The organism is Crystallibacter permensis (assembly GCF_025960875.1).
Taxonomy (GTDB): Bacteria; Actinomycetota; Actinomycetes; order Actinomycetales; family Micrococcaceae; genus Crystallibacter; species Crystallibacter permensis.
The window spans coordinates 37,832-63,763 of record NZ_JAODLR010000022.1 but is presented as its reverse complement, the minus strand read 5'-3'; the positions used below and the strand labels follow the sequence as shown (position 1 = coordinate 63,763).

Below are 25,932 nucleotides of genomic sequence, written 5' to 3'. Positions count from 1 at the left end.
CGGACCAACTCGTGAGTAAGGAGAGCCCGTCATGAAGATTGTCGTGTTGGCCAAGCAGGTGCCGGACACTTGGTCGGACCGCAAGATCAACCTGGAAACCGGCATGCTGGACCGGGAAGCCTCCGAGCCGGTGCCGGATGAGATCAACGAGCGTGCCCTGGAAGTCGCGCTGCAGTTCAAGGACGCGAACCCCGACGCCGAAATCGTCGCGCTGTCCATGGGGTTGGAAGACACGACCAAGACGCTGCGCAAACTGCTGTCGATGGGCGCCGACTCGGCTGTGCTGGTCACCGATACCGCGCTGGCGGGATCGGACATGGTCCAGACCTCGCGGGTGCTGGCGGCTGCGGTGCAGAGGATCGCCCCGGACCTGCTGGTGGCCGGCAATGAAGCCACCGACGGCCGCGGTGGAATGGTTCCGGCGATGGTCGCGGAGATTCTGGGCTGGCCGGTGCTGCCCAGCCTGGATGAGGTGACCATCACCGCCGAGGGCGTTTCCGGGACAACCCAGGTCGACGGCGGATCGCTGAGCCTCAGCTCCGGACTGCCGGCGGCCATCTCTGTTACGGAGAAGTCCGCGGAGGCACGCTTCCCGAATTTCAAGGGCATCATGCAGGCCAAGAAGAAGCCGATGGAAACCTGGTCCCTGGCGGAGCTGGGCATCCAAGCCGGCCCGGATGCGGCTCCGGTTCGCTCGGTGATGGTCTCCGCCGAGGCGCGCCCGCCGAAGGAGGCCGGCCCGAAGGTCGTCGACGACGGCACGGCGGCCAGCCAGCTGGCTGAGTTCCTCGCCGCCCAGCGGTTGATCTGACCGCACACCTGACTTGATGACCTGACCGGAAGGGCACACATTATGGGAAACATCCTGGTACTGATTGAAACCACCGCCGCCGGCGCCTCGAAACCGACGGCTGCCGGCCTGCTCGGCGCAGCCGCAGCCATCGGCACACCGGTGGCCGTGGCGGTGACCCCGCCCGGACAGGGCGCGGACCTGGCAGCGCAACTGGGCTCGCTGGGCGCCGCCCACGTCTACCTGGCCGAATCCGACACGGCGAACACCGAGCTGGGCACCGCGGAGGTCGGGGCCCTCGCTGACGCGATAAAGGAGTACTCCGCCCAGACCGTGCTGGTGTCGAATACCAACGACTCCAAGACTGTCGCCGGACGGCTGGCAATCGTCGCCGGCGGCTCTGTGGCCGCCGATGCGGTCGGCGTGCGCTACGACGAAGAGGGGCAGGAGGTCATCGTTGAGCACTCGGTGTTCGGCGGCGACTTCACCACACAGTCCACGATCGAGGGCGGTCTCATGATCGTCACGGTGCGACCGGGATCAATTGATGCGCGGGCCGAGGCAGTAGCCGGTCCGCAGGTAAAGACCGTTCCGGTATCCACCGCTGCTGCCCCGGGAGCGCGGATCGATCAGGTCCTGGACGCCCCGGCCCAGACCGACCGGCCGGCCCTGCGGGGCGCCCAGGCTGTGGTCTCCGGCGGGCGCGGACTTGGCTCAAAGGAAAACTTCGTCCTGGTCGAGCAGCTCGCAGACAGTCTCGGCGCCGCAGTCGGCGCATCCCGTGCGGCCGTGGACTCGGGCTACGTGCCCCAGTCGTTCCAGGTGGGGCAGACCGGCGTCTCGGTGACCCCGGACCTCTATGTGGCACTGGGGATCTCCGGAGCCATCCAGCACCGCTCCGGCATGCAGACCGCGAAGACGATTGTGGCCATCAATAAGGACGGGGACGCGCCGATTTTCGAGATCGCCGACTTCGGTGTGGTCGGCGACGTGTTCACCGTGGTGCCGCAACTGATCGACGAGATCAACGCCCGCCGCGGCTGAGCCCGGCCGGACCTGCTGCACCTGAATGACTGTCCCGGAGGCGAGAGGCACGATGACCAACGAGAACAGCGGGGCTGGCCCCGCCCCGCGCCGTCAGCGCATGGCCGGATACCGGCCGCTGACACCGCAGGCCCAGCAGGATGGGGCGGCGGACGACGTCGACGCTACCGGCACCGTGGCGGCCGCTGCCGAGAATTCGGCCGCACCGGCGGCGCCCGTCTCGCAGGTGCCGGAGCAGGAACAGATTGCGCCCCAAACGCCTGTCCAGGCGCCGGCCCAGTCTCCGGCGCAGGATGCCCCGGCCGCTTCGCCCGCGGCTCCGGCCGCGCAGGATGCGGCAGCCGCGCCGTCGCAGGGAACGCAACCCGCAGCACTCGCTCCGGTGAAGAGGCAGCGCATGGGCGGTTATCGGCCCCTGCCGCAGGAGGAACTGGGCACGAGCGACGCCGGGCCTCTCGTCGAGGAGTCGGAGTCGCCGGCTGCACCGCAGCCACCGGTTCCGGTGCGGAAGCAGCGCATGGGTACACAGCCGGCCGCTTCCACCAATACAGCACCTGCGGAATCGGCACCCGTCGATGAACCACCTGCCGCTCCCGTGCGGAAGCAGCGCATGGGCGTCCAGCCACCCGCCTCCACCGATGCACCGCCTGCTGCTCCAGTGCGGAAGCAGCGTCTGGCTGCGGCGCCGTCAACTGCCGGGCAGGAATCTGCACCAACGGCAGCGGGCAAGACCCGGATGGGAGCATCCCCGGCGCAGGCTGCATCACCCGAAGCCAAACCCGTCACTGCTGGCGGCACCCGCCAGCGCATGGGCGCTACCCAAGGGCAGGGAGCCGCAGCGGCCGCAAGCGCCGCTCCTGCCCATGGTGATTCTGCTGCACCTGTCCGCTCGCGTATGGGATCACCGAGCCCAAGCTCGACCCCTACCTCGACCCCTACCTCGACCCCTACCTCGACCGCCGATGTGGCCGCACGGAGCGGCTCCGGATCTGCTCCGCCTGCAAGCTCGGGCCGGCCCGCCCCGTCCGGTGGAGCCACCAAAGCGAGCGAACGCCCGGCGTGGATCAAGCCGGTGGTGGTGACCGCCGTCGTGCTGGTGTTGGCTCTGCTGGCGGTGTTTGGTGCCCGCTGGCTGCGGAGCATGGAGCCGGTGCAGGAGTTCATTGCGACCTACGATGGTCATGCGTCCCAGCCGGATGGCGCCCCGGTCGGGTTGCCGGCATGGCTGGGCTGGCAGCACTTCCTCAACATGTTCTTCATCGTGCTGATCGTGCGGACGGGATTGCAGGTGCGCACCGAGCGCAAGCCACCCGGTTACTGGACCGCGAAGAAGGACTCGTTCTTCTCACCGAAGGGCAACACCCCGAAGAAGGTTTCCCTGTCCCAGTGGCTGCACCAGAGCCTGGACGTGCTCTGGGTGGTCAACGGGCTGGTCTTTATCGTCCTGCTGCTGGCCACCGGGCAGTGGATGCGCATTGTGCCGACCAGTTGGGACATTTTCCCGAACATGCTCTCGGCCGGCATCCAATACGTTTCCCTGGACTGGCCCACGGAGAACGGGTGGGTGCACTACAACGCGCTGCAGGTCATGACGTACTTCATCACCGTGTTCATTGCCGCGCCCTTGGCGATCATCTCCGGTATCCGGATCTCCACTTGGTGGCCGGAGAAGGCCGCCGGGCTGAACAAGGCGTACCCGGTGGAGTGGGCCCGGGCGATCCATTTCCCGGTGATGATCTACTTCGTCGCCTTCACCCTCGTCCACGTGTTCCTGGTCTTCTTTACCGGGGCACTGCGCAACCTGAACCACATGTACACCTCGCGCGACGTCGTGGACTGGTGGGGCTTGGTTATCTTTGTGATCTCCTTGGTGGTTATCGCGGCCGCGTGGTTCCTGACGAAACCGCTCTTCACCACACCCATCGCCGCCCGGATGGGCAAGGTCTCCAAGTAGCGACGAGAAGCGAAGATCCCGCCATCCCGTATAGCGCTGGAGATGGCGGGCTCTTCGCCGCGGCATGTAGAGCCGGTCGGCGCCGGGTACTAGACCGCTTCGAGCACGCTGACGTAGTTGGCGATGGCGAGGCCGCCCATGTTGTGTACGGCGGCGCGGCGCGCACCGGGCAGCTGCATTTCGCCGGCGGTGCCGCTGAGCTGCATGGCAGTGACTACGTGCTGGGAGACGCCCGTGGCGCCGACAGGATGGCCCTTAGCCTTGAGCCCGCCGGAGAGGTTCACCGGCAGTTTGCCGTCCCGGTAGACCCAGCCTTCTTCGATGGCGCGGCGGCCTTCGCCGGCCGGGGTGAGGCCTATGACTTCGTACATGATCAGTTCGGCGATGGTGAAGCAGTCGTGTACTTCGGCGAAGTCCAGCCCGTCCAGCTCGGTACCGGCCATCGCCAGCGCGCGCTGCCAGGCTGCAACGCTGCCGGCGAACGCGGTCGGATCGCGCTTTTCCACGGGCATGAAGTCATTGGCCTGGCCGAATCCTGCGAGCCGGACCGGTGCAGTGACGGACGACGACGGCGCGCCGCCGCTTGTGAGCACGAGTGCGGCGGCCCCGTCGGATACCGGGGAGCAGTCCGTGCGGCGCAGCGGGTCGGCGACCATCGGGTTCTTATCCGAAACGGTCCGGCAGAACTCTTCGCCGAGGTCCTTGCGCAGCTGGGCATAGGGGTTCCGCACGCCGTTGCGGTGGTTCTTCGCGGCGATCGAGCCGAGCACGTCGCCCGCCGGGCCGTAGCGTTTCTCGTAGTGCTTGGCGGTCTCGGCGAAGAGCCCGGCGAAGCCGGTGGTGGAGGACTTGCCGGCCATATCGTAGTCGGCACCGAGCAACGCCGCACCGACCACATCCGGTCCGGCCTGGGTCATCTTTTCGGCCCCGATGACCAGCACGTTCCTCGCGGTGCCGGCCAGCAGCGACTTGGCGCCCTGCTGCACGGCCGCGGAACCGGAAGCGCAGGCATTCTCTACCCGCGTTGCCGGGACGTTGGCCAGGTCGTCGGAGACCTGCAGGGCCAGCGACGAGGCGAAGCCCAAGGGCAGCATGCCGGAGTTGAACTGGCCCAGGTAGATCTCGTCGATCTGTCCCGGTTCCAGCCCGGCATTGGCGATGGCTTCGCGGGAGACCTGGACGATCAGGGATTCCAGTGTCTCGTCGGTCAGTTTGCCGAACCGGGAGTGCCCCCAGCCGGTGAGCAGAATGTCTTTGCCGAACTGTTCGTGCAGGCTCATCGCTGTGCTCCTTCCAGAGCTGCAGCCAGCTCCGTTTCGAGCGCGGGGGCTACCGTGAAGGGTGCCTCGGTCTTGTCCCGGACCTCGTCCAGGGTGATCCCGGGGGCCAGCTGTGTCAGTACCAGTGCCGGGTTGCCGCCGTCGTTGTCTGCGGTGGTGTCGCCGTCGTTGCTGATGTCGAAGACGGCCAGATCGGTGATGATGCGGTTGACTACGCGGACGCCGGTGAGCGGTAGCGAGCATTCTTTGACGATCTTGGGTGTGCCGTCCTTGGCTACGTGGTCGGTCAGGACGACCACGCGCGGTGTGCCTGCGACCAGGTCCATGGCGCCGCCCATGCCCTTGACCATCTTGCCCGGAATGGTCCAGTTGGCTAGGTCACCGGCGCCGGAGACCTCCATGGCGCCGAGGATGGCGACCTTCACGTGCCCGCCGCGGATCATGCCGAAGGACGTGGCGGAGTCGAAGATCGACCCTCCGGGCAGCACAGTGACGGTTTGCTTGCCGGCGTTGATCAGGTCCGCGTCTTCCTCGCCCTCGTAGGGGAACGGGCCCATACCGAGCAGGCCGTTCTCGCTTTGCAGCACCACCCGCACGCCTTCGGGCAGGTTGTTCGCCACCAGGGTGGGGATGCCGATTCCGAGGTTGACGTAGTCGCCGTCGTTGAGTTCGGTGGCAGCGATGGCCGCCATCTCGTCTCGTGTCCAAGCCATGGTTCTCTCCTTAGGTTTCGTGTCCGGTGGTCTGCTCAGGCGCCGACGGCGGCGGGCCGCGCGCGGACGGTGAGCTTTTCGATGTCCTTGTTGCGTCCGCTGGTCTGTACGAGGTGCTGGATGTAGACGCCCGGGGTGACGATGTGGTTGGGGTCCAGCTGGCCGGGTTCGACGATGACCTCGGCTTCGGCGATGGTGACGCGGCCGGCGGTGGCTACCACCGGGTTGAAGTTGCGGGCGGTGTAGCGGTAGATCAGGTTGCCGTCAGTGTCCGCGGTGTGCGCGTGGACCAGGGCCAGGTCGGCGACGATGCCGCGCTCCTGGACGTACAGTTCGCCGTCGAACTCTTCGTGCGGCTTGCCCTCGGCGATCTGGGTGCCGACGCCGGTCTTGGTGTAGAACGCGGGGATGCCGGCGCCGCCGGCGCGCAGCCGCTCGGCCAGCGTGCCCTGGGGGTTGAACTCGACTTCCAGGGTCCCGGCGAGGAACTGCTCGGCGAAGAGCTTGTTTTCACCTACGTAGGAGGCGAGGACTTTACGGACCTGGCCGGACTCGATCAGCACACCCAGTCCCTTGCCATCGATGCCCATGTTGTTGGAAACGACGGTGAGGTCTTTGACGCCGGAATCGCGGACGGCATCAATCAGGTCGGCCGGAATGCCGCTGAGACCAAAACCGCCGACAGCGATTGTCATTCCGTCATGCAGCACACCTTCCAGTGCCGCCGTGGGTCCTGCTGCCAGTTTGGACATGCTTCCTCCTCGTTGAGTGCCTGACGTTCTGCACGCCTTGCTGTCCATGTTGTGGACAAGCGGTTTACCTGCACGCTAGCGGTGCTGTTGGCGCGGCGTCAAGGGTGGGACTTTGCTGTATTCACACTGTGGACAAGCCGGAGTAGAGTGTCCATATTGTGGATTCAAGGAGTGGAATGGCAGAGAAAACGGTGCAAGGGGCGCAGGTGGTCGGGCGGGTGGCCCAGCTGCTGCGCATTGTTGGGCGCTCCCCTGAAGGAGGTGTTGCGCTTCCGGCTATCGTCGAGGCATCGGGTCTGACGCGGCCCACGGTCTACCGGCTGCTCAACTCATTGGCGGCCGAGGGGCTGCTGGATCACCATGCCGAGACGGGCATGTGGCATTTGGGCCCCGAGATTTATGTCCTCGGAGCCGTCGCCGCCAACCGGTACGCCATAGAGGATCTGGCCCGGCCTAGCCTGCAACGCTTGGCAGACGAAACCGGCGAGAGCGCATTCCTTTCCATTAGGCGTGGCGACGAAACGGTATGTCTGCTCCGGGTCGAAGGCAGCTTTCCGGTGCGTTCGTTCGTTCTGCATGAAGGCGTCCGCTTCCCCCTGGGCGTTGCCTCCGCCGGACTGGCCATCATGGCCTTCCTCCCGGATGCGGAAGTGGACCGGCTGCTTGACGACGGCGGTGCGCGTGCCGCGCGCTTCGGCCCGGCCCATACCGCAGAACGGATCCGGGCGAACCTGGAAGTGACCCGTCGCAACGGCTACACCGTGAACCCAGGGCTCATCCTTGAGGGCAGCTGGGGGATGGGGGCCGCCGTTTTCGACCGCCAGAGCAATCCGGCATGGGCTCTGTCCCTCACCGGCATCGAGCAGCGGTTCCGCCCGGAACGGCAGGAATTCCTTGGGAAACTTCTGCTGGAAGAGGCGCACAAGATCACCCAGCAACTGGGCGATCAGGCCAGTGGGCGCTGAGCGTTTGATGCCCGGGGACTGGTACAGACCTTCAAACTATTGCGTTGGCATCAGGCGGCCAGCCGGTCAGGTTCTGTGTTTTCCCAAACGTCGAGGACGCAACGCCGCAGTGCGGTTGGAATGGTGATGTCCTGTCCGATGACGATCAGGCCCAACTCATGGAGGTGCTTCAGACGTCGTCCCACCTCGGCGTAGAACTCCGCGGTTTCCGGAGGTGCACCGGCCGGCATCAGCGCGCCCGGATTAGTCAGAATCAGCCCGGAGATCGCCCCTGTCGTTGCGGCCGCCTGTGCAAGGATACGGCCGATAGCATGACCTACGGGGAGCCCGTCGCTGTATGGGGAGCTGTCGCCACTGAACTCATCTTCGAAGCATGCGTAAACGAGATTTTCGAGAAGGGCCAGCCGGTCGGGATTGTCCCCGTTACTGAAGGTATTCCGAATATCTGCCAATCGTTCTGCTGAACCTTGGATTGGGGTGAGGCCCAGTTTCGCAAGGATATCGAACCTGACTTGTGCCGAGTTTCCGTCGGGAGCGTCCTTATCGAACAGTGTGACGGATGCCCAAAATGCCTGGCGCCAGGTGGCTCCGGAATCACTGTGCAACTGGGCATCCACGGCTGCGAGCAAGTTTCGGGCCTTCTTCGCGAGAGGCGTTTCTTCGAGGAACTTTAACTGTTCTGTTTGGTCCAGCTCGGACCACTCAACACCGAGGCTCGGTCCGACGGCGTCGAATGCGATATGCGCCCGGTGATAGAAGACCCGCAGGTCCTCCAACTGCCCGGTGGTGCCGGTCCAGCGGTCGGTCTGCTCCAAGAAGTTGGTATACAGCGACATCGAGTTCACAAACGGAATGAAGAGGAAATCTGCTCCCTCAGCGATCTCATCAACGCACAAGCAAAGCGCGGCCTCAAGCGGGAGAGCCCGGAACGAAGTGCAGCTGGAGTTTGGCTGAAGCTTCCGGTGGAAACCCAGAACCATCTTGACGAATTCCAAAGCGTGATGGCTCTCCTGATTCGTCGAGTCTTTACCTATCCAATCGGCATATGCTGGGGCCAGCGCATCAATCTCGGCTTCGCGGGTTGGGATCTGCCGGCGAGGCTTATTCGGACGGGTGTTTTTGGAGCGGCGCTTCTTGTTTCGTCCCACGATGGTGCCTTTCGTCGCGAAGGATGGTCTGGTTCGTCCACCTTCCCCCGCTACGACAATGCACCGCTATCCCGCACTTCCAGACTGTGGATAACTGCTAAAGGAGGATGCGCAGAGGCTCTTCCAGCGTCTGTTTGAGGTCCCGCAGGAACGCCGCCGCGGTGGCGCCGTCCAGCACCCGGTGGTCAGCGGTCATGGTCAGCTTCATGATCCGCCGGCTCTGCAGTGTCCCGTCCTGCACGAAGGGTTCCTCCGTAGCGGCACCTACCGCCAGGATGGCGGCCTCCGGCGGGTTGATCACGGCCGTGAAGTTATCGATTCCGAACATGCCCAGGTTGCTGATGGTGAACGTGCCGCCGCTGAATTCATCGGGCTTGAGCTTGCCGGCGCGGGCCTTCTCCGCCAGTTCCCGCGTCTCCGCGGCGAGTTCGTCCAAGGGTTTGGCATCCGCGTCCCTGACTACCGGGACAATGAGTCCGTTTTCGATGGCGACGGCGACGCCGATGTGGGTGCGGCCGTGCTGCAGGATCTTATCTCCGGCCCAGGAGGAATTCACCTGAGGATGGGCGTGCAGGGTGACGGCGCAGGCGCGAACCAGCAGGTCGGTCACGCTGACCTTGACCCCGGAGTCCGCGTAGCGCTGGTTGACCTCCTGCCGGAACGCGAACAAACGGTCCACACCCACTACGTTGGTCAGGAAGAAGTGGGGAGCGGCGGCGCTTTCGGTCAACCGGCGTGCCGTTGCCTTGCGCATCTGCGTCAGTGGCACCTCGATGGAGTCCGCGCCGGTATCCGCCTGGCCCGCAGCTCCTTCCGGCCGCGCTGCCTTGGTCTGGCTGGGTCGCACCGGTTGCCCTGCCTGAGCGCCCTGGCCCGGTTTCTCGGTTCGTCCCTCGCCCTCGCCCGCGGCCGCCGCGGCCTCGACGTCAGCGCGGACTATCCGGCCGCCCGGGCCGGTGCCCGTGATGGTAGCTGGATCAAGGCCGTGCTCGGCGGCGATTCGGCGGGCCAGGGGAGAGGTCAAGACCCGGCCGGCCGGTGTGGGTTTGGCCGGCTCTGCCGCCTCAGCCTTCCCTGCAGACGGGGCAGCCGGCGCCCCGGCTGGTGCGGGCGTTGCAGGTTCGCTGGGTGCTGCCGGTGCCTCGGCCGCCGTCGTACTTTGTGTTGTTGAAGTGCCGGGAGCCGTTCCGCCTCCGGTTCCGCTCCCGTCGCCGATGATGGCCACCGGTTCTCCGATGGCTACGGTGGTGCCCTCGGGAACGAGAAGTTTCTCCAGGACGCCGTCCTCGAACACCTCCAGGTCCATGGTGGCCTTGTCCGTGTCGATCTCGCCGATCACGTCACCCTGATGGACTGTGTCGCCCTCCTTCTTGAGCCAGCGGCTGATGACACCTTCTTCCATGGTGTCGGACAGGCGCGGCATGAATACTTCCGGCATGGCTGGCTCCTATCGGGAGAAACTGGTGTCGTCGAGGACTTCGCGGATGACCCGGACCAGGTCGCTGGCGTCCGGCAGCGCCGCCACTTCCAAGGCTTTGGCGTAGGGCAGCGGCACTTCGGCGGCTGCCACGCGTCTGACGGGGGCATCCAGATAATCGAACGCGCCCTCCATCAGGGAAGCGGAGATCTCTGCGCCGATTCCGTAGCTCAGCCAATCGTCCTCCAGCACGACGGCCCGGCTGGTTTTGCGCACTGAGGCACAGAATGTTTCCCGATCCAGCGGCCGCAGGCTCCGCAGATCCACGACCTCGACAGAGATGCCTTCGTCCTCCAGCTGGCGGGCGGTTTCCAACGCGATGACCGTGCCGCGGGAGTAGGTAATGACGGTGAGATCGGTGCCCTCCTTGACCACGGCCGCCTTGCCGATTTCAGCGATCTGCTCGCCGTCGGGTACTTCGCCCTTGGTGTTGTAGAGGGAGAGGTTTTCGAGGAAGATGACCGGGTCGTCGTCGCGGATGGCTGCGGTGAGGAGTGCCTTCGCGTCGGCAGGGGTAGAGGGAGCCACTACTTTCAAACCAGGCACATGTGCGTACCAGACTTCGAGGTTTTGCGAATGCGTGGCCGCCAACTGTTGTCCGCCGCCGCCCGGAAAACGGATGACCATGGGCACGGGCGTCTGGCCGCCGAACATCCCGTAGATCTTGGCTGCGTGGTTCACGATCTGGTCGATAGCGACAAGGCTAAAGTTCAGCGTCATGATCTCGACTACCGGCCGCATGCCCAGCATCGCGGCACCGATAGCGGCTCCCACGAAGCCCTCTTCCGCGATCGGAGTGTCCCTGACCCGTTCCGGTCCGAATTCCTTCAGCAGGCCGGCGGTGATCTTGTAGGACCCTTCGAAGATACCTATTTCTTCGCCCAGCAGGAACACGTTCTCGTCCCGCGTGAGTTCCGCTCGGAGGGTGTCGTTAAGGGCCTGCCGGTAGCTGGTGGTGGGCATTCCGTCTCCTGTGCTGGCTCCGGTGATGGTCATAGCCGCGGTTCCCGGGCCGCGGCCGGCTGGCCGGGCAAGGCCTGCGGCGCGTTGGCCACCGGGGTGGCATAGGCAAAGTCGAAAAGTTCGTCAGGCGTGGGCGCCGGGCTGGAATCCGCGAAGGCGACGGCGGACGCGACCTTCTCCGTGGCGTCGTCCTCGATCTGGACCGCCTGCTCCTCGGTGAACACGCCCGCGGAGAGCAGTTGCGCCCGGAACGCGGGCACAGGGTCCGCGGCCTGGGCCTCTTCCACATCCGCTGCCGAGCGGTAGCGCGCGGGGTCCACAACCGAGTGGCCGCGCAACCGGAAGCTCATGACCTCCAGCAGCCCCGGCTGACGGTCAACCCGGGCGCGGTCCAGCGCGGCTTGAGCGGCTTCCCGCACCGCGACGACGTCGTTGCCGTCCACACGTTCGCCGGGCATCCGGTAGGAAGCGCCGCGCTTGTAGAGCAGCGGCTCGCCCGAGGCCGCCTCCACCGTGGTGCCCATGCCGAGCCGGTTGTTGACGATTACGTAGACAATGGGCAGGTTCCAGATGGCGGCGAGGTTCAGCGACTCATGGAACGCGCCGATATTGGTGGTGCCGTCGCCCATCTGGCACATCACCGCTTCGGCGTCCGGCCCGGGTTTTCCATGGAGCGTCAGGGCCAGCGCCGCACCCGTGGCCGGCGGGAGCTGGCCGCCGACAATGCCGTAACCGCCCAGCATCCGCGTCTTTGTGTCGAACAAGTGCATAGAGCCGCCGCGGCCCTTGGCCACCCCCGTGGACTTGCCGAAGAGCTCGGCCATGACGCGTCCGGGATCCATCCCGCGGGAGAGGGCATAGCCGTGGTCCCGGTAGTTCGTGAAGAGATAGTCCTTCTCCTGCAGCGCCGCCATCAGACCAACGACGGTGGCTTCCTCGCCGAGGTTGAGGTGGCAGTAACCGCCGATTTTGGCCCGCTTGTACATCTGGTCCGCGGTGAGCTCGAACTTCCGGATCAGAACCATCTCGCGGTAGTACCCGATGAGCACCTCAGGGGGTTCATCCCCAGGGAATGATCCTGCCGCCTGGGACCCTGCTGTTACCGGGGCTGCCTGGTCAGTCATCGCTTACCTCCATCTCCTGGATCTGGTTCAGCCCATGGACCGGTTCATGGGCCCGGCGGCTGCTCGTGCAGAACGAACCTCTCGCTGTCCGCCCCGCATTTGGGGCAGGCCTTGGGCGGGTGTTCGCCTCGCACCGGTTCGCCGCAGGCACCGCAGACCCACTCGGTAGCCAGCAGCGCCACGATGTCCGCGCGGCTGACAATCCCGACCAGGCGCCCGTTCTCCAGGACCGGAACGCGCGCGATCCACTGGTTGACCAGCAACTGCCGGATGTCGGAAATGGCGGTCTCCGTAGTCACGCTGATCACGGAGCTGGTCATGACCTGCGCCGCAGTGACGCCCGGTGTCGCCAGAAGGTCGTACTCGCTGACCAGTCCGACCACATGCTGCTCATTGTCCACTACCGGCACGGCGCTGATGCGGTGTTTGCCCAGCATTTGGGCGACGTCTTCGACCAGTGCTTCCGCTGCAACGCTGATGACCGGCGTTGTCATGATGTCGCGTGCGGTTACCGGGGCGTGGATTTCCACCAGCAAGCCACCTTCCTGGATCATGCGGCCGGGCCGCAGAGATCCGATCAGCCGGAGCGGGGAGCGCCTCGCTGCGCTTCCCTCTGACCTTCAGCCTAGCCAGCCGTCCGCATTTAGCAAGGGGCCAATGCAGGTTGTGGATGCCACCCAGGGCACCCGTCAGCGTATATTTCCTCCCAACGGGAAGTTTCGATAGGGCCGACAGACCGCCGGTGCCGGCAGGCCCGGGGGCAACTCGCGGCGGTAGTGGAAGGAGCTGGAGTTGGAGCAGATTAGTATGACGGCGGGACGCGGCTTTGCGTTTCTGTTCCGCGGCATTAAAGTCCTCCGCCCCGAGCGTCCGATCCATCCGGAAGGCGTCAGCCTCACCGGGTCGGTCGAAAGGCTTCCGCCCACACGGCGAAGCGGTATTTCGTGGCTTGATACTTCCGGTGTTGTTCAGGTCCAGGCCCGGCTGTCGCGATCGATCGGCCTGCCCGGACCGCTGCCCGATATCGTGGGTCTGGCCCTGCGGATCCCGGCAGATCCGGGACCCTTCGATGTACTGCTCGCGTCCACGGGGATGGCCGGAGCCAGCCGTTTCATCCTGACTCCGCACAGATTCGCGTCGGAGGCAGCTTTCACCACCTTGATGCCGTACCAGAGCAGCCGGGGGCCGGTCCTGCTTGCGGCCCGGCCGCTGGACTCCGCGCTCAGGCTCCCCGCGAAAACGGAGGATTTCCGGCAGGCGCTCGGGGACCGCGTCTGGACGCTGGGGCTCTACCATTCGGCACTACGCGGGCCATGGACCCGTTTCGCCACCATGTCCTTGTCGCTTGATCGAACCCAGCAGGACACGGACCGGCGGTTCGATCCGCTGCTGCATCCGCTGCCCGGCGCCGGCATCTACCGGTGGACCAGGACCCTGCGCGAGCCCTCCTACACAACGGCCCGAAAACCGAGCTAACAGACACGAGCTCCCCGTATGATGGCGCTCGTGACCGACGCTAAACCACTCCGCACCGCCGTTATCGGATTCGGCCTTTCCGGCCGGGTCTTCCATTCGCCGTTTCTCGAAGCCAGCGGCGACTTCTCGCTGGACTTCATTGTTACCGGCAATCCCGAACGCGCCTCCCTGGCCCGGGCCACCTACCCGGAGGCGGAAGTCCTCGCCAGTACGCAGGAGCTCTTCGACCGCGCCGCCGAACTGGACCTGGTGGTCATCGGGACCCCGCCGGCCAGCCACTTCGCGCTCGCAGACGCCGCGCTGGAACTCGGACTGAACGTCGTGGTGGATAAACCGTTTGTCCCCACGTCCGCCGAAGGTGAGGCGCTGATCGAGAAGGCGCGGCAGACCGGTGTCGTACTTTCGGTCTTTCAGAACCGGCGCTGGGACTCGGATTTCCTCACGCTGAAAAAACTGATTGACGACGGCGGACTCGGCCAGGTGCATATCTTTGAGTCGCGTTTTGAACGGTGGAAGCCGGCCGGCCTGCGCGCCTGGAAGGCGACGGCCGGACTCGCCGAGGGCGGCGGAATCCTCTCCGACCTCGGTACGCATCTGATCGACCAGGCGCTGCAGCTGTTCGGTCCCGCGGCCACGGTCTACGGCGAGACAGCCCGGCACACTGACGCGAGTGCCTCGGAAGCGGATGAGGACGCGTTTGTGTCCCTGCTGCACGAATCCGGGGTGCGCTCGCGGCTCTCCATGAACCTGATCTCCGGGCTGCCGGCGCCGCGCTTCCACGTGCTTGGCTCCAAGGGCGCCTTTACGAAGTGGGGGATGGACGGGCAGGAGGCAGCGCTCGACGGCGGCATGCGGCCTTCCGCGGCGGGGTACGGAGAGGAGCCGGAAGAGACCTGGGGGACCACCGGCGTGCCCGGCGAGGTGCGGCCGGTCAAGGCCGAACGCGGGGCGTACCCGGAGTTCTACCGGCAGTTGGCAGCCAGCATCACGTCCGGTGCGCCGCTGCCGGTGGACCCGGCGGAGTCACTCGCCGTCGTCAGGATTATCGAGGAGGTCCACCGGCAGAACCAGCCGCGCTAGGGGCGGTCAGGCCAGCCGCTCCTTCGGGGCCCGCGTCTTGGCCGGGTCCCGTTCGGCGAGGCCGCCGATGACGTCGTCGATCTTGCCCATCACCGCTTCGTCCAGCCGCACGCCCCCAGCGGCGACATTGGAAACCACCTGCTCCGGCCGGGACGCCCCGATGATTGCGGAGGCGACGTTCGGATTCTGCAGGACCCAGGCAATGGCGAGCTGGGCCATGGTCAGCCCGGCTTCCTCTGCCAGCGGCGCCAGTTGCTGGACGCCTTCGAGCACGTCGTCGGACATCCAGCGCTCGATCATCTGGGCGCCGCCCTTCTCGTCCGTGGCGCGGCTGCCGGCAGGCGGTTCGGCGCCCGGCAGGTACTTGCCGCTGAGCACGCCCTGGGCCAGCGGAGACCAGACGATCTGCGAGATGCCCAGCTCTTCGGAGGCGGGGATGACCTCACCTTCAATGACCCGCCACAGCATGGAGTACTGCGGCTGGTTGGAGATCAGCTGGATGCCCAGTTCCTTTGCCAGCGCGTGCCCGGCGCGCAACTGCCCGGCGTCCCACTCGCTGACGCCGATGTAGAGTGCCTTGCCCGCGCGGACCACGTCGGCGAAGGCCTGCATGGTCTCCTCGAGCGGGGTTTCGACGTCGTACCGGTGGGCCTGGTAGAGATCCACATAGTCCGTCTGCAGCCGGCGCAGCGAACCATCGATCGACTCCATGATGTGCTTGCGCGACAGTCCGGTGTCATTGTGCCCCTTAGGCCCGGTGGGGAAGTAGACCTTGGTGAAAATCTCCAGCGACTGCCGCCGCTCGCCCTTCAACGCCGTGCCAAGGACTTCCTCCGCGGCGGTGTTGGCGTAGACATCCGCGGTGTCGAAGGTGGTGATGCCGGCGTCCAACGCCGCCCGCACACATTGGGTTGCCGTGTCGTTTTCCACCTGCGAGCCATGCGTGAGCCAGTTGCCGTAGGTGATTTCGGATATTTTCAGGCCGCTGTTGCCCAGGTATCTGAATTCCATGCTGCCCAGACTAATGCCAAAGTGCGACGCCGGGCCGCGTCTCAGGCGATATCGCCCGCCGTGTGGGGGAAGAGGACTCGCGCCACTCTGCGGGCCGCGTCCCGGGGATCGTCCGGCAGATCCGCAGGCAAGTTCCCGCTGAGCCACAGGGAAGCGAAGCCATGCACCAGTGACCAGGCAGCCAGTGCAGCGTCCTGAGTCTGGGTGCCACCGTCCTGCGCGTACGGCGCGGCACCCTCGTAAAGTATCCGCGATGTGCTGGCCTGGGCCTCGAGCAGTTCCGGATCGTCGGCATGGTAGAGCTCAGGCCGGAACATCACCTCGAAGTGGGCGCGGTGTTCAACGGCGAATCCTACGTAGGCGACGCCAACGGCCAAGTACCCTTCGGGCTGGCCCGCTGCCCTTTGCAGGACATCGCCGAGCAGGCCGAACCCCTGCGTGGCGACCGCGGTCAGCAGGCCGGCTTTGTCGCCGAAATGGTGTGCCGGGGCGGCATGGGAGACGCCGGCGCGCCGGGCCAGATCGCGGAGGCTGACCGCTGCGGGGCCGGACTCGCTGATCACCTCCAGCGCCGCATCGATGATGGCGCGGCGCAGATCTCCATGGTGGTAATTCGAGGTTTCCATCTTCTTAGAGTAGCCGCTATCTAGTCATTGACAAGTTCCTCGATCCGAGTAATCTAGTCAGTGTCAAGATAAATACGATGTCCGATGGAAGGGCTTCCCATGGCACCCCTCATCACCCTGTTGGCAGTAACGCTGCTGCTGCGGCTGGCCGGGACTATCGGCCTCAAGCCGCTCCGGTCCTGGCAGGTGAGCCTGCGCGGCGGGTTGGCCGCCATGCTGTTCCTGACCGGAACGGCCCACTTCAACGGAATGCGCGCGGACCTCATCGAGATGGTGCCGCCGGTGCTTCCTTACCCCGGGCTTCTGGTCACGCTGACCGGCGTGCTGGAACTGGCTGCTGCCCTAGGTCTGCTGCACCGCCGGACAGCTCCTTGGGCGGCTGCCGGATTGACGCTGCTGCTGGTAGTCATGTTTCCGGCCAACGTCTACGCGGCGGTTGCCGGGATCGACTTCGGCGGGGAACCTGCCACAGCGCTGCTGCCGCGAACGCTGATGCAATTGGTGTTCATTGCCGCTGCCGCCGCCGTGGCCTTGCCCTCTTTCAAAGCACTCCGCAGACGGCGGAAGGCTGCGTCGACTCTCCGCGGCGACGGTCCTCCGGTCCGTGTTTTTGACGGCGGGCAATAGCGGCGTCCTCTATGCGGCCACTCCGGCGGGACTTCCTGAATGGAGGTTCCGCCGTTGGCCGTAGCGTGGCCGCCTGCCTGCCTGTTGCCGTAGCCGACGGGTGGCCATAGTCTTTCCACAAGCCCCGCCGCGCACACTTCCACCAACATCCTCTTCGGTATCTGCCGGCGGGGAAACAGGCGTGTCGGCAGGAGGCCGCCGGGCAAACCGGCGGAATCGGGAGCGGAGACGGGATGGACTGGGCAGGCTGGGCAGTGTTCGGACTGCTCGCAACGGGTGCACTGACCATGGTCATGATCGCCGCGCAGATGGCCGGACTGACCCGGCTGGACCTGCCACTGGTCCTGGGCACACTGGTCACGCCCGATCCCGATCACGCGCGGGTGGCAGGCTTTTTTATCCATCTTGCTGCCGGTCAGATCTTCGCGTTGGGCTATGCGGCCACGTTCGCGCTGCTGGGCCAGGCGACCTGGTGGCTCGGGGGACTGCTGGGCCTGCTGCATGTGGCGGTTGCCCTGACCGTGGTGCTGCCGCTGCTGCCCGGCGTCCACCCGCGGATGGCCTCGCACCGGGCCGGACCTTCCTACCGCGCCGCACTGGAACCGCCGGGCTTGCTGGCTTTGAACTACGGCATCCAGACCCCGGCCGTCGCGGTGGCCGCGCACCTGGTCTACGGCGTCATGCTCGGGCTGCTTTTCCAGGTCCGCTGATGGATGCGGGACTGCCGGACATCGGGGACTACGGGCTGATCGGCGATACCCGTACCGCCGCGCTCGTCTCCGGCGCGGGCGCGATCGATTGGATGTGCGTGCCAAGTTTCGACGGCGAACCAGTGTTCGGGCGACTGGTCGGCGGGCCTGAAGCGGGAACTTTCCGGCTGGGCCCTGCCACGCCGGCTGCCCCCATCGAGCGCCGCTACCGGCCGGAGACGGCAACGCTGGAAACCACCTGGACCGTCGGCGAGGGCACGCTAATCCTCACCGATGCGATGGTGGCCGAAGTGCGCGGCCAGCTGCTGCCCGCCACGCTGCTGGTGCGGCGGCTCACGGCCGTGGAGCAGCCGGTGGAGGCCGTGGTGGAGTTCGATCCGCGTCTGGGCGAACGGCATGTCCGGCCGCGGGTCCGTTCCAGGTCGAGCCTGGTCTGCGTGTGGGGCCAGCTGGCGCTAAGTCTGGGCAGCGATGCGGAACTATCGATCGAACCCGGCACACCGGCGTCGTTCTTAGTAACCCCGGGCCATCCTGTCACCCTGGTGCTGGGGGTGGCCTACGGGGAACCGCTGGTGCACGTGGAGCCGAAGGCGGCAGGGGAGTTGCTGGCAGCGGACGAGGAGCTGTGGCGGGCGTGGGCAGCGGAGATCGACGGCGGAACACCGTACCGGGACGCGGTGGTGCGCAGCCTGCTGACGCTGCGGCTGCTGACCTATTCACCTTCCGGGGCTCCGGTGGCCGCTCCGACAACCTCCCTGCCGGAGTTCCCGGGCGGGATCCGCAACTGGGACTACCGCTACGCCTGGCCGCGGGACGCCAGCATCGGGGTCGGGGCGTTCCTCGGCGTCGGCAAGGCCGCCGAGGCCCGCAGTTTCCTGCGCTGGCTGCTGCACGCCAGCCGGTTGGAGCGGCCGCGCCTGCCCGCGATGCTCACGCTGACCGGCAGGCATGTTCCGCCGGAACGCACTCTGGCGGGATGGCCGGGTTACGCCGGAAGCACGCCGGTCCGCGTGGGCAACGGCGCCGCCACGCAGCACCAGCTCGACGGGTACGGCTGGGTCCTCGATGGGGCCTGGGTGCTGGTGGAAGCAGGGCACAAGCTCTACTCGGAAACCTGGCGGGCCATGCGCGGATTCGCCGACCTGGTGGCCCGCCGTTGGCAGGAGCCCGACGCGGGCATCTGGGAGATCCGCGACGACGCCGCGCACCACGTGCACTCCAAGATGATGGGCTGGCTCGCCCTCGACCGTGCGCTGAACATCGGGCGGACCCACCGCGTCTCGCCGCGGCAGCGGCAGCGGTGGCTCAAAGCCCGGGAGGCGCTTGCCGCCGAAATCAGGCTCAGGGGCTTCGACGCGGAGGGGAACACGTATACCCGCAGCTACGGATCCACCGACCTCGACGCGGCCGTGCTCATCCTGCCGCTGCTGGGCATCGAGGCCCGGGATTCGGAACGGACCCGGGGTACCGTGGACGCCATCCGCCGCAAGCTGTCCGCCGGCGGACCCCTGCTCTACCGCTACCCGCCCGGACGCGACGGCCTGCCCGGGACGGAGGGCGCCTTCCTGCCCTGTTCCTTCTGGCTGGTGCAGGCGCTCGCCGAAACGGGCCACCGTGCCGAAGCTGCGGAGCTGTTCGAGGAGATGCTCGGGCTGGCGAATGATTTGGGGCTCTTCGCCGAAGAAATGGATCCGCAGACGCACGCCCTGCTGGGGAATTTCCCGCAGGCCCTGACCCACGCGGCGCTGGTCCAGGCCGCCCTGGCCCTGCGTGAATCGCGAGGTTAACCGTTCATAGGTTTTTCCCAACGCGCAAACCGGAAGCTGGTTGTGGGGCACGCACTGACATCGCGCCTTTGACGAGGAAACTGTGCACGAGGGGGAACTCATGACATCCGATCCTGAAATCCAGCTGAGGCCGCCCAACGGCCGAAGGAAACAACGACGGCGGGCGGTGGGGATGGCTGCGGCAGGTGCAGTCCTGCTCTCGGGCCTGTCCGTTCTGCCGCCGGCGTCGGCGGCCTCGCTTCCCGCAGGCGGAGCAGGGCTCTCGCAGTCCGCGCTGGCGGGGATGCTTCCGGCTGCCTTGCCGACCGGTCCGACCGGGGTGGGTCCGGTCAATCCGGACAATGGCTATCCGTACTGGTTCGGCGACGGCGGCGATCCGGAGCGCGGACTCGCTCCTGTCCGGCTGGAACTGTGCGTGGACGCCGCGAACTGTCCGGTTATCGGCGTCGATTATGATCCGACACAGCCGCTGACCATTCCGGGGAACTTCCCGGAAGAATCCTTCTGGTGGTCGGGCGAAACAACCTTGACCATGCCCGACGGGGCCGAAGCCCGGTTGATCATGGCACAGGAAGCAGCCTTCAGCGGAGCCGGAGAAGTGGCCGACGGCCAGCAGAACGGGTTTGCCCGGCTGCGCATCCGGCTCGAAGACGGCGTAGCAGGCCAGCAGTACACCTTCACGCACCCGTACGGTGTGGACGTCCTGACGGCCGATGACCGCGGCCGGATCCGCTTCACCGAGGACATCGGCTGCATGCAGCAGCCATGCACCTGGGAGGAGTCTTCGGAGGGCCGCATCGGTCCGTTCCTGCGTTGGAATCCGGACGTGCTCCCGGCCGCGCCGGAAGGAACCATCGGCGACCCTAACGTGGAACACGAGGTCGTGGGCAGCCCTAACGATACGAACTTCTTCCGGGTGTCAGGGCCGATCGGCGGCAACGTCCAGACGGCTGAGACGAACCTCTTCGCCGTCCAGGGCAAGATCGCGACGATCGAAGCGGGTGTGGACAAGCCCGGCGGCCTTTACCAATCCGCCCAGACGGTGAAGATCCATTCGTCCTTCCCGGAAGGGAAGATCATCTACACCGTGGATGGGACCGATCCCGCAGTCAATGAGGACGGGACAGTCACCGGTAAAGAGTATGTGCCGGCGGCCGGTGCCGCTATCTCGGAAGTAGCCGTGGATCTGGCTACCCCCGGGACCAACACGCTGAAGTACATTTCGATCGACCCGGCCACCGATGACACCACGGAGATTTACACCCAAGAATACGAGCTGGACGCCACCCGGCCGTGGCTGGATGCAACACCCGATGCCGCCGTCGGCCCGCTGGCCGGGCCGCAGATGGTGACGTTGAGCGGAAATACCAACGATCCCGCTGTTGCGCCGGACATCTACTACACCACGGACGGCTCCACACCGGAGTTCTCTGCGGATGGAGAGCCGCTCGGCAATACCTGGGAATACACGGAACCGATGCAGATCGGGACTTCGACCAACCTCCGCGCCGTCGCCGTGGACCCTGCTACGGGGACCGCCGGCGAAATCCGGTCCTTCCCGTTCAAGGTCCACAATCTGCAGGCGGTCGGCCCGAATGGCGACCATGGCTTCCCGCAGTGGCTGCGGGACAACGGCTGGGAAGGCCAAGAACCGGTCCAGCTGGACCTGTGCCTGGAAGACCCGCTGTGCCCGGTCGTCGAGGAGCGGCCGAATCCGCTGGAGCCAACCTCTTTCCCGGATAACTTCCCGGGCGAGGCATTCTGGTTCGCCTCGGAGTCGGTCATCGATGTTGGGGGCGAAGAGGTCCAGCTGACGCTGGCTTCGGAAGCAGCCTTCGGGGCTGACATGGTGCGGGAAGGGGACCAGGTGGCCTTCGGCCGGATCAGGGTCCGCGGCGACGGCGTCTTCGAGCCGGGTGCCACCTACAAGATCACGCATCCCTACGGTGTAGTGGAGCTCGTGGCGGACGTCGACGGCAACCTCAACTACACCGAGGACCTCGGCGCGCTGAACGGCACCGGTGACTTCTCCCATCTGCTGGAGGCCAAGATCGGCCCGTTCCTGAGGTGGGACGAGGGCGCTCCGGCAGGCTACCTCGGCGACGGCAACACGCCGCACGCCGTCGTCGGCAGTCCCTACGATACGAACTTCTTCAAGGTCGAGCAGGTGACCGAGGCCGACGGCGTCGAGCTGTCGACACCGGAGGTACTGGGCGAGACCGAAGAGTTCGTGGTCCAGGGCAAGATTACGGGAGCAACCCCGCCGGAGGCGCCGGCCGTGACGGCCAATGTGGCAGGCGGCACGTTCAATGCAGTGCAGACCGTGGAACTGGCAGCCACGCCTGCCGATGCCCTGATCTTCTACACCCTTGACGGGGCGGATCCGGACACTGAGAGCACACCGTATACCGGGGCCATCGAGATTGCGGCTGAGGGAACGACTACCTTGAAGTTCGTCGCTTACAACGGCGGTGTTCCATCGGAAATCGTGACGCAGACCTACAACCTGGATCTGACGGCGCCGGCTCTGACCGCCAATGTTGAAGCAGGCGAGGTCCCCGCGGACACCGCTGTGACCCTGTCGGCCGAAGAGGGTACGTCCATCTTCTTCACTCTCAACGGCGCAGAACCTACTGCCGCTAGCACGCTCTACACCGCACCGGTGCAGCTCGCCGCGGGCGAGACGCTGCGGGCCGTAGCGATCGATGCTGCCGGCAACACCAGCGCGATAGGCACCTGGAGCACTGCGGCGACGGAGGAACCCCCGGTAGACACGGAGGAACCGCCGGTTGATACGGAGGAGCCCCCGGTTGAGACTCCGGGCGAGGAAACTCCGGTGGAGGAACCCGCTCAGACGCAGTCGAGCAACGATTTCACCGGTGACTCCAAGGCTGACCTCATCACCACGGATCGCTCCGGCAAGCTCTGGCTCTACGTGGGCAAGAACAACGGCGGCTACGAAGCGAGGAAGCAGGTCGGTTGGGGATGGAACAGCATGACCAGCCTGATCAGCACCGGCGATACCGACGGTGATGGCAAGGCCGACATGGTGGCACGCGACAAGGCCGGGAAGCTCTGGCACTACGCGGGCAAGGGAACCGGCTGGTTCGAACCGAAGAAGCAGATCGGATGGGGCTGGAACATCATGACCAGCATCGTTGGACCCGGCGACTTCAACGGCGACAACGAGAGCGACTTGATTGCCCGCGACAAGGCAGGCGATCTGTGGCTCTACGCCGGACACGGTAACGGCTGGTACGCCCCGAAGAAGAAGATCGGCTGGGGTTGGAACAGCATGACCATGATCGTCGGGCCGGGCGACTTCAGCGGCGACGGCAAGGCTGACCTGGTGACCCGGGACCGCCGGGGGGATCTGTTCCTCTACGTCGGCGACGGGAAAGGCAGCTACGACCCGAAGCGGAAGATCGGCTGGGGCGGCTGGAACAGCATGACCATGATTGTCGGACCCGGCGACTTCAGCGGCGACGGCAAGGCAGACCTGGTGACCCGGGACCGCGCAGGGGACCTGTTCCTCTACGTAGGCGACGGTGAGGGCCGCATGGCACCGAAGAAGAAGATCGGCTGGGGCTGGAACATGATGAACAACATCCTCTGATCCAGATCTGACCAAAACAAGAAACCAGTGAGGCCTCCTGCCGGTATCGGACAGGGGGCCTCGCTGCGTGCCGGGAACGGAAGGGGCGCGCACCTGAAAGCACCATTCGGCGGTTTAGGTTACGGTCCCACCGGGCCGTAGCGGTGTTCGGGCCGACCGGTGCTGCCGTAGCGAAGATGGATTTCGACGGCGCCGTCGTCGGCCAGCGCCGAAAGGTAGCGTTGGGCGGTAGCCCGCGAGATGCCGACCTGCCGGGCCACGTCCGCGGCGGATTTCTGTGTTCCGGGTTCCAGGGCTTCCAGTACCGACGTCTCCGTGGCCGAACGAGCACGGCCCGAACCCGGCGCCTCCCCGGCGTGGAGTGCGTGCAGGGCGCGTTCCACCGTGTCCTGGTCCACGGCACTTTGGTTGGCGAGCAGCCGGCGGTAGCGGGCATACGCCCGCAGCTTCCGGGTCAGCTGGTCGGCGGTGAAGGGCTTGATCAGGTAGCCGAGCGCGCCGCGGCGCAGGGCCTTGCGGACCGAGGCCGCATCGGCGGCGGCCGTCAGCATGATGACGTCAACATCCAGGGTCCGCAGCAGGTCCAGGCCGAGGGCATCGGGCAGGTACACGTCCAGCAGGATGAGGTCCGGTTCCCGGGCGTGCACCACACGCAGCGCCTGCTCAGCGGTGCCGGCCGGCGGCAGCGCGGTGAAGCCGGGGACCGCCTCGACGTAGCTGGCGTGCAGGCGGCCAACGTGGAAGTCGTCGTCGACAATGAGCACCTGCAGGTCATTCGTCATGCATCTCTCCTGGTTCCTTCGGGGCAACTGTTCCGGGCAGTCTGGCGCAGAAGACCGCGCCGGGGCCGCCGGGCTGGCCGGATTCCGCCACCCAGACATCGCCCCCGCGGCGGCGGGCCAGCTGCCTGCTCAGCGGCAGGCCGAAGCCTTGGCCGTGCACATCCTGCAGGCTGTCTCCGGCCGTTTCGGCGGTGGAGAATCCCTCGGTGAAGATGCGCTCGAACGGTGAGCCGCCGCCGTCGTTGTTTGCCACGGTTTCCTGTGCCAGCCGCGCCAAGCCGTCACCCGAGTCGGCGACCACCAGGTGCAGGACGCCGCCGTCCTCGGTGAGCTCGTCCAGCAGTTCGACCTCGGCCCAGCGCTCGGCGTTGCTGCCATGCACCGCCGCCCGCACGGCGTTGTCGATCAGGTTGCCGATCACGGTGGTCACGTCCTGGGGGTCGGTGATGCGGCCGCGGATCAGGGTCTCCGGGCCGATCCGCAGCGTGACGCCGCGCTCGGCCGCCTCCACGCTCTTGGCCCCGATGAAGGCCTGCAGGTACGGGTCGCGCAGCAGCTCGGACTGCTCGGCCGGGTAGTTCAGCGGCCCGGTTTTCATGATCGTGCCCATGTAGTTCTGCGCCGCGGCGTAATCGCCGATGCCCAGCAGGCCCGAGACCGTGTGCAGCCGGTTGGCGAATTCGTGCCGCTGCGCGCGCAGGGCCGTGGTGAGCGCGCCGACGGCGTCGAGCTGGCGGGTGAGCGACTGCAGCTCGGTCCGGTCGCGCAGCATGATCACCCAGCCGAGCTCCGGCGCGGCGGCCCTCTCGGCGGCGGCCTCTTCTGCGGCGGCCCATGGGCGGTAGCCGCGGCGGCCCGGTTTGCGGCTGGGCTGTACGGCGCGGGCGGTCAGGATCAGCACCCGGGACCCGACCACCTGTTCCACCGTGGGGGACTGCGGTGTAGCCGCGTCCAACAGCGCGGAGAACGACGGCGGGAGGCTGGCTTTGTCCAGCGGCAAGCCCACGATTTCGGTAGCGATGTCCATCCCGAGCAGCCGCTTCGCCTCGCGGTTGAACACCGTGATGCGGCGGTCCGCGGAGACGCCGATGACCCCTTCGTCCACGCCGCGCAGCACCGCCTCCTGGTCCTGCGTCAGGGCAGCGATCTCCTCCGGCTCCAGGCCCAGGGTCAGCCGCTTCAGCCGCCGCCCCAGCCAGAGCGAAGCCAGGGTGCCCAGACCCAGCGCACCGGCGGCGGTGAGGGCGATCGGCAGGATGCTGCCGCCGAGGCCTTCGAGAATGTCCTTGCTGGAGAAGCCCACACTGACCTCTCCGACCACCCGGGAGGAGCTGCCCGGCGCGTAGACCGGCACTTTGGCCCGGGCGGAATGGCCCAGCGTGCCCTGCTCCTGCACCGTGACTTCGCGCCCGCTCAAGGCCTCGCTCGGATCGGTGCTGACCCGCTGGCCCAGCAGATCCGGATCCGGGTGCGAGAGCCGCAGGCCGGCGTCGTCGGTAATCACCACGAACAGGGCGCCGGTGCGCAGCCGCACGTCCTCGGCCAGCGGCTGCAGTTCTCCCTCGGCCAGCACCTCGGCGGCAAGTTCTTCCGGGCCGGCATCGGCCAGGGCAAAGACGCCCGCGCGCACATCACCGGAGGCAGCCACTGTGCGCGCGACGGCCAGCGCCTGGTCTTCGGCTTCGTCGCCGAGCCGTTCATACGTCAGCCAGCCGTAGACCACGGCCGAGAGCAGCACCACCAGCGCCACCACGCCCAGCTGCATCAGCAGCATACGGGCCGAAAAGCCCGGCCGCAGGGTGCGGGTGGGGGAGGATTCCATCATTCCTCCTGTGGATCCGGCGGATACAGCGCCCGCGATCCGACAGATCGGCGGCCCTGTGAGCTAAATGAGCAAAACGTGCGCAATAAGCAGTATGCACCTCAAGTGAACTAAAGCGCCATCCGTGATCGGGCCCACCCTACAGTTTGTAAGGCCGGTCACACGCACCCGGCCTGCTGTTTTAA

The 25,932-nt window shown here is 66.3% G+C and carries 22 protein-coding genes; 10 read left to right on the top strand and 12 right to left on the bottom strand.

Annotated elements, in window-relative coordinates; all coding sequences use genetic code 11:
* Positions 1-31: 31 nt before the first annotated feature.
* From B0G38_RS19375 to B0G38_RS19365, 3 genes are read left to right on the top strand one after another with little or no spacing between them, the layout of a single operon-like run.
* Positions 32-811, top strand: coding sequence for an electron transfer flavoprotein subunit beta/FixA family protein (locus B0G38_RS19375; RefSeq protein WP_264670957.1), 780 nt, complete (start codon positions 32-34; stop codon positions 809-811).
* A 42-nt stretch (positions 812-853) separates the two neighbouring features.
* Positions 854-1,834, top strand: a complete 981-nt coding sequence (locus B0G38_RS19370; RefSeq protein WP_264670956.1) for an electron transfer flavoprotein subunit alpha/FixB family protein — start codon at positions 854-856, stop codon at positions 1,832-1,834.
* A gap of 52 nt (positions 1,835-1,886) precedes the next feature.
* Entirely contained in the window at positions 1,887-3,788 is a 1,902-nt protein-coding gene (locus B0G38_RS19365) for a cytochrome b/b6 domain-containing protein (protein WP_264670955.1), read from the top strand.
* Between the two features lie 89 nt (positions 3,789-3,877).
* On the opposite strand, the gene B0G38_RS19360 is transcribed toward B0G38_RS19365, so the two are convergent.
* From B0G38_RS19360 to B0G38_RS19350, 3 genes are read right to left on the bottom strand one after another with little or no spacing between them, the layout of a single operon-like run.
* The gene (locus tag B0G38_RS19360; protein ID WP_264670954.1) at positions 3,878-5,068 is read right to left on the bottom strand and encodes an acetyl-CoA acetyltransferase; all 1,191 of its coding nucleotides are present in this window, start codon (positions 5,066-5,068) and stop codon (positions 3,878-3,880) included.
* On the bottom strand, positions 5,065-5,781 hold the full coding sequence (locus B0G38_RS19355) for a CoA transferase subunit B (protein WP_264670953.1): 717 nt from the start codon (positions 5,779-5,781) through the stop codon (positions 5,065-5,067). The genes B0G38_RS19360 and B0G38_RS19355 overlap by 4 nt, the downstream gene beginning before the upstream one ends.
* 35 nt (positions 5,782-5,816) lie before the next feature.
* A complete protein-coding gene (locus tag B0G38_RS19350) occupies positions 5,817-6,533 on the bottom strand; it encodes a CoA transferase subunit A (protein WP_264670952.1) in 717 nt (238 codons plus the stop codon).
* Between the two features lie 176 nt (positions 6,534-6,709).
* On the opposite strand from B0G38_RS19350, the gene B0G38_RS19345 reads away from it, so the two are divergent.
* Complete coding sequence (locus B0G38_RS19345) at positions 6,710-7,498, top strand: IclR family transcriptional regulator (RefSeq protein ID WP_264670951.1); 789 nt, start codon at positions 6,710-6,712, stop codon at positions 7,496-7,498.
* A 50-nt stretch (positions 7,499-7,548) separates the two neighbouring features.
* Here the strand turns inward: B0G38_RS19345 and B0G38_RS19340 are convergent, their stop codons facing one another.
* The 5 genes from B0G38_RS19340 to B0G38_RS19320 form a co-directional block, all read right to left on the bottom strand.
* Positions 7,549-8,646 carry a hypothetical protein gene (locus B0G38_RS19340; protein ID WP_264670950.1) on the bottom strand — a complete coding sequence of 366 codons (1,098 nt, stop codon included), beginning with the start codon at positions 8,644-8,646 and terminating at the stop codon, positions 7,549-7,551.
* A 97-nt stretch (positions 8,647-8,743) separates the two neighbouring features.
* Positions 8,744-10,084, bottom strand: coding sequence for a dihydrolipoamide acetyltransferase family protein (locus B0G38_RS19335; protein ID WP_264670949.1), 1,341 nt, complete (start codon positions 10,082-10,084; stop codon positions 8,744-8,746).
* A 9-nt stretch (positions 10,085-10,093) separates the two neighbouring features.
* Positions 10,094-11,086: an alpha-ketoacid dehydrogenase subunit beta gene (locus B0G38_RS19330; protein WP_264670948.1), complete on the bottom strand. Its 993-nt coding sequence runs from the start codon at positions 11,084-11,086 to the stop codon at positions 10,094-10,096.
* Between the two features lie 29 nt (positions 11,087-11,115).
* Positions 11,116-12,210: a pyruvate dehydrogenase (acetyl-transferring) E1 component subunit alpha gene (pdhA, locus tag B0G38_RS19325; RefSeq protein WP_264670947.1), complete on the bottom strand. Its 1,095-nt coding sequence runs from the start codon at positions 12,208-12,210 to the stop codon at positions 11,116-11,118.
* Between the two features lie 44 nt (positions 12,211-12,254).
* Positions 12,255-12,740 (bottom strand): CBS domain-containing protein, encoded by a 486-nt coding sequence (locus B0G38_RS19320; protein ID WP_264670946.1) that lies wholly within the window; start codon positions 12,738-12,740, stop codon positions 12,255-12,257.
* Positions 12,741-13,002: 262 nt separating this feature from the next.
* Here B0G38_RS19320 and B0G38_RS19315 point away from each other — a divergent pair, with 262 nt between their 5' ends.
* Together B0G38_RS19315 and B0G38_RS19310 are read left to right on the top strand one after the other, a co-directional pair.
* Complete coding sequence (locus B0G38_RS19315) at positions 13,003-13,686, top strand: hypothetical protein (protein WP_264670945.1); 684 nt, start codon at positions 13,003-13,005, stop codon at positions 13,684-13,686.
* Between the two features lie 21 nt (positions 13,687-13,707).
* Complete coding sequence (locus B0G38_RS19310; RefSeq protein ID WP_264670967.1) at positions 13,708-14,766, top strand: Gfo/Idh/MocA family protein; 1,059 nt, start codon at positions 13,708-13,710, stop codon at positions 14,764-14,766.
* 6 nt (positions 14,767-14,772) lie between these two features.
* On the opposite strand, the gene B0G38_RS19305 is transcribed toward B0G38_RS19310, so the two are convergent.
* Together B0G38_RS19305 and B0G38_RS19300 are read right to left on the bottom strand one after the other, a co-directional pair.
* The gene (locus tag B0G38_RS19305; protein ID WP_264670944.1) at positions 14,773-15,777 is read right to left on the bottom strand and encodes an aldo/keto reductase family protein; all 1,005 of its coding nucleotides are present in this window, start codon (positions 15,775-15,777) and stop codon (positions 14,773-14,775) included.
* A 41-nt stretch (positions 15,778-15,818) separates the two neighbouring features.
* The gene (locus B0G38_RS19300; protein ID WP_264670943.1) at positions 15,819-16,403 is read right to left on the bottom strand and encodes a TetR/AcrR family transcriptional regulator; all 585 of its coding nucleotides are present in this window, start codon (positions 16,401-16,403) and stop codon (positions 15,819-15,821) included.
* Positions 16,404-16,502: 99 nt separating this feature from the next.
* Here B0G38_RS19300 and B0G38_RS19295 point away from each other — a divergent pair, with 99 nt between their 5' ends.
* From B0G38_RS19295 to B0G38_RS19280, 4 genes are all read left to right on the top strand, one after another.
* On the top strand, positions 16,503-17,030 hold the full coding sequence (locus B0G38_RS19295; RefSeq protein WP_264670942.1) for a DoxX family protein: 528 nt from the start codon (positions 16,503-16,505) through the stop codon (positions 17,028-17,030).
* Positions 17,031-17,263: 233 nt separating this feature from the next.
* Positions 17,264-17,740, top strand: a complete 477-nt coding sequence (locus tag B0G38_RS19290) for a hypothetical protein (RefSeq protein ID WP_264670941.1) — start codon at positions 17,264-17,266, stop codon at positions 17,738-17,740.
* A complete protein-coding gene (locus B0G38_RS19285; protein WP_264670940.1) occupies positions 17,740-19,527 on the top strand; it encodes a glycoside hydrolase family 15 protein in 1,788 nt (595 codons plus the stop codon). Before B0G38_RS19290 ends, B0G38_RS19285 begins: the two co-directional genes overlap by 1 nt.
* A gap of 100 nt (positions 19,528-19,627) precedes the next feature.
* The gene (locus B0G38_RS19280; RefSeq protein WP_264670939.1) at positions 19,628-23,143 is read left to right on the top strand and encodes a chitobiase/beta-hexosaminidase C-terminal domain-containing protein; all 3,516 of its coding nucleotides are present in this window, start codon (positions 19,628-19,630) and stop codon (positions 23,141-23,143) included.
* 119 nt (positions 23,144-23,262) lie between these two features.
* On the opposite strand, the gene B0G38_RS19275 is transcribed toward B0G38_RS19280, so the two are convergent.
* Together B0G38_RS19275 and B0G38_RS19270 are read right to left on the bottom strand one after the other, a co-directional pair.
* Positions 23,263-23,925, bottom strand: coding sequence for a response regulator (locus B0G38_RS19275; RefSeq protein ID WP_264670938.1), 663 nt, complete (start codon positions 23,923-23,925; stop codon positions 23,263-23,265).
* Positions 23,915-25,750 carry a sensor histidine kinase gene (locus tag B0G38_RS19270; protein WP_264670937.1) on the bottom strand — a complete coding sequence of 612 codons (1,836 nt, stop codon included), beginning with the start codon at positions 25,748-25,750 and terminating at the stop codon, positions 23,915-23,917. Before B0G38_RS19270 ends, B0G38_RS19275 begins: the two co-directional genes overlap by 11 nt.
* Positions 25,751-25,932: the final 182 nt, after the last annotated feature.

Coding starts and splice junctions, on each gene's coding strand:
- B0G38_RS19275 (WP_264670938.1), bottom strand. CDS start 23,925: ATGACGAATGACCTGCAGGTGCTCATTGTCGACGACGACTTCCACGTT.
- B0G38_RS19370 (WP_264670956.1), top strand. CDS start 854: ATGGGAAACATCCTGGTACTGATTGAAACCACCGCCGCCGGCGCCTCG.
- B0G38_RS19290 (WP_264670941.1), top strand. CDS start 17,264: ATGGACTGGGCAGGCTGGGCAGTGTTCGGACTGCTCGCAACGGGTGCA.
- B0G38_RS19300 (WP_264670943.1), bottom strand. CDS start 16,403: ATGGAAACCTCGAATTACCACCATGGAGATCTGCGCCGCGCCATCATC.
- pdhA (WP_264670947.1), bottom strand. CDS start 12,210: ATGACTGACCAGGCAGCCCCGGTAACAGCAGGGTCCCAGGCGGCAGGA.
- B0G38_RS19355 (WP_264670953.1), bottom strand. CDS start 5,781: ATGGCTTGGACACGAGACGAGATGGCGGCCATCGCTGCCACCGAACTC.
- B0G38_RS19360 (WP_264670954.1), bottom strand. CDS start 5,068: ATGAGCCTGCACGAACAGTTCGGCAAAGACATTCTGCTCACCGGCTGG.
- B0G38_RS19365 (WP_264670955.1), top strand. CDS start 1,887: ATGACCAACGAGAACAGCGGGGCTGGCCCCGCCCCGCGCCGTCAGCGC.
- B0G38_RS19270 (WP_264670937.1), bottom strand. CDS start 25,750: ATGATGGAATCCTCCCCCACCCGCACCCTGCGGCCGGGCTTTTCGGCC.
- B0G38_RS19280 (WP_264670939.1), top strand. CDS start 19,628: ATGACATCCGATCCTGAAATCCAGCTGAGGCCGCCCAACGGCCGAAGG.
- B0G38_RS19335 (WP_264670949.1), bottom strand. CDS start 10,084: ATGCCGGAAGTATTCATGCCGCGCCTGTCCGACACCATGGAAGAAGGT.
- B0G38_RS19305 (WP_264670944.1), bottom strand. CDS start 15,777: ATGGAATTCAGATACCTGGGCAACAGCGGCCTGAAAATATCCGAAATC.
- B0G38_RS19350 (WP_264670952.1), bottom strand. CDS start 6,533: ATGTCCAAACTGGCAGCAGGACCCACGGCGGCACTGGAAGGTGTGCTG.
- B0G38_RS19310 (WP_264670967.1), top strand. CDS start 13,708: ATGGCGCTCGTGACCGACGCTAAACCACTCCGCACCGCCGTTATCGGA.
- B0G38_RS19345 (WP_264670951.1), top strand. CDS start 6,710: ATGGCAGAGAAAACGGTGCAAGGGGCGCAGGTGGTCGGGCGGGTGGCC.
- B0G38_RS19295 (WP_264670942.1), top strand. CDS start 16,503: ATGGCACCCCTCATCACCCTGTTGGCAGTAACGCTGCTGCTGCGGCTG.
- B0G38_RS19285 (WP_264670940.1), top strand. CDS start 17,740: ATGGATGCGGGACTGCCGGACATCGGGGACTACGGGCTGATCGGCGAT.
- B0G38_RS19375 (WP_264670957.1), top strand. CDS start 32: ATGAAGATTGTCGTGTTGGCCAAGCAGGTGCCGGACACTTGGTCGGAC.
- B0G38_RS19330 (WP_264670948.1), bottom strand. CDS start 11,086: ATGCCCACCACCAGCTACCGGCAGGCCCTTAACGACACCCTCCGAGCG.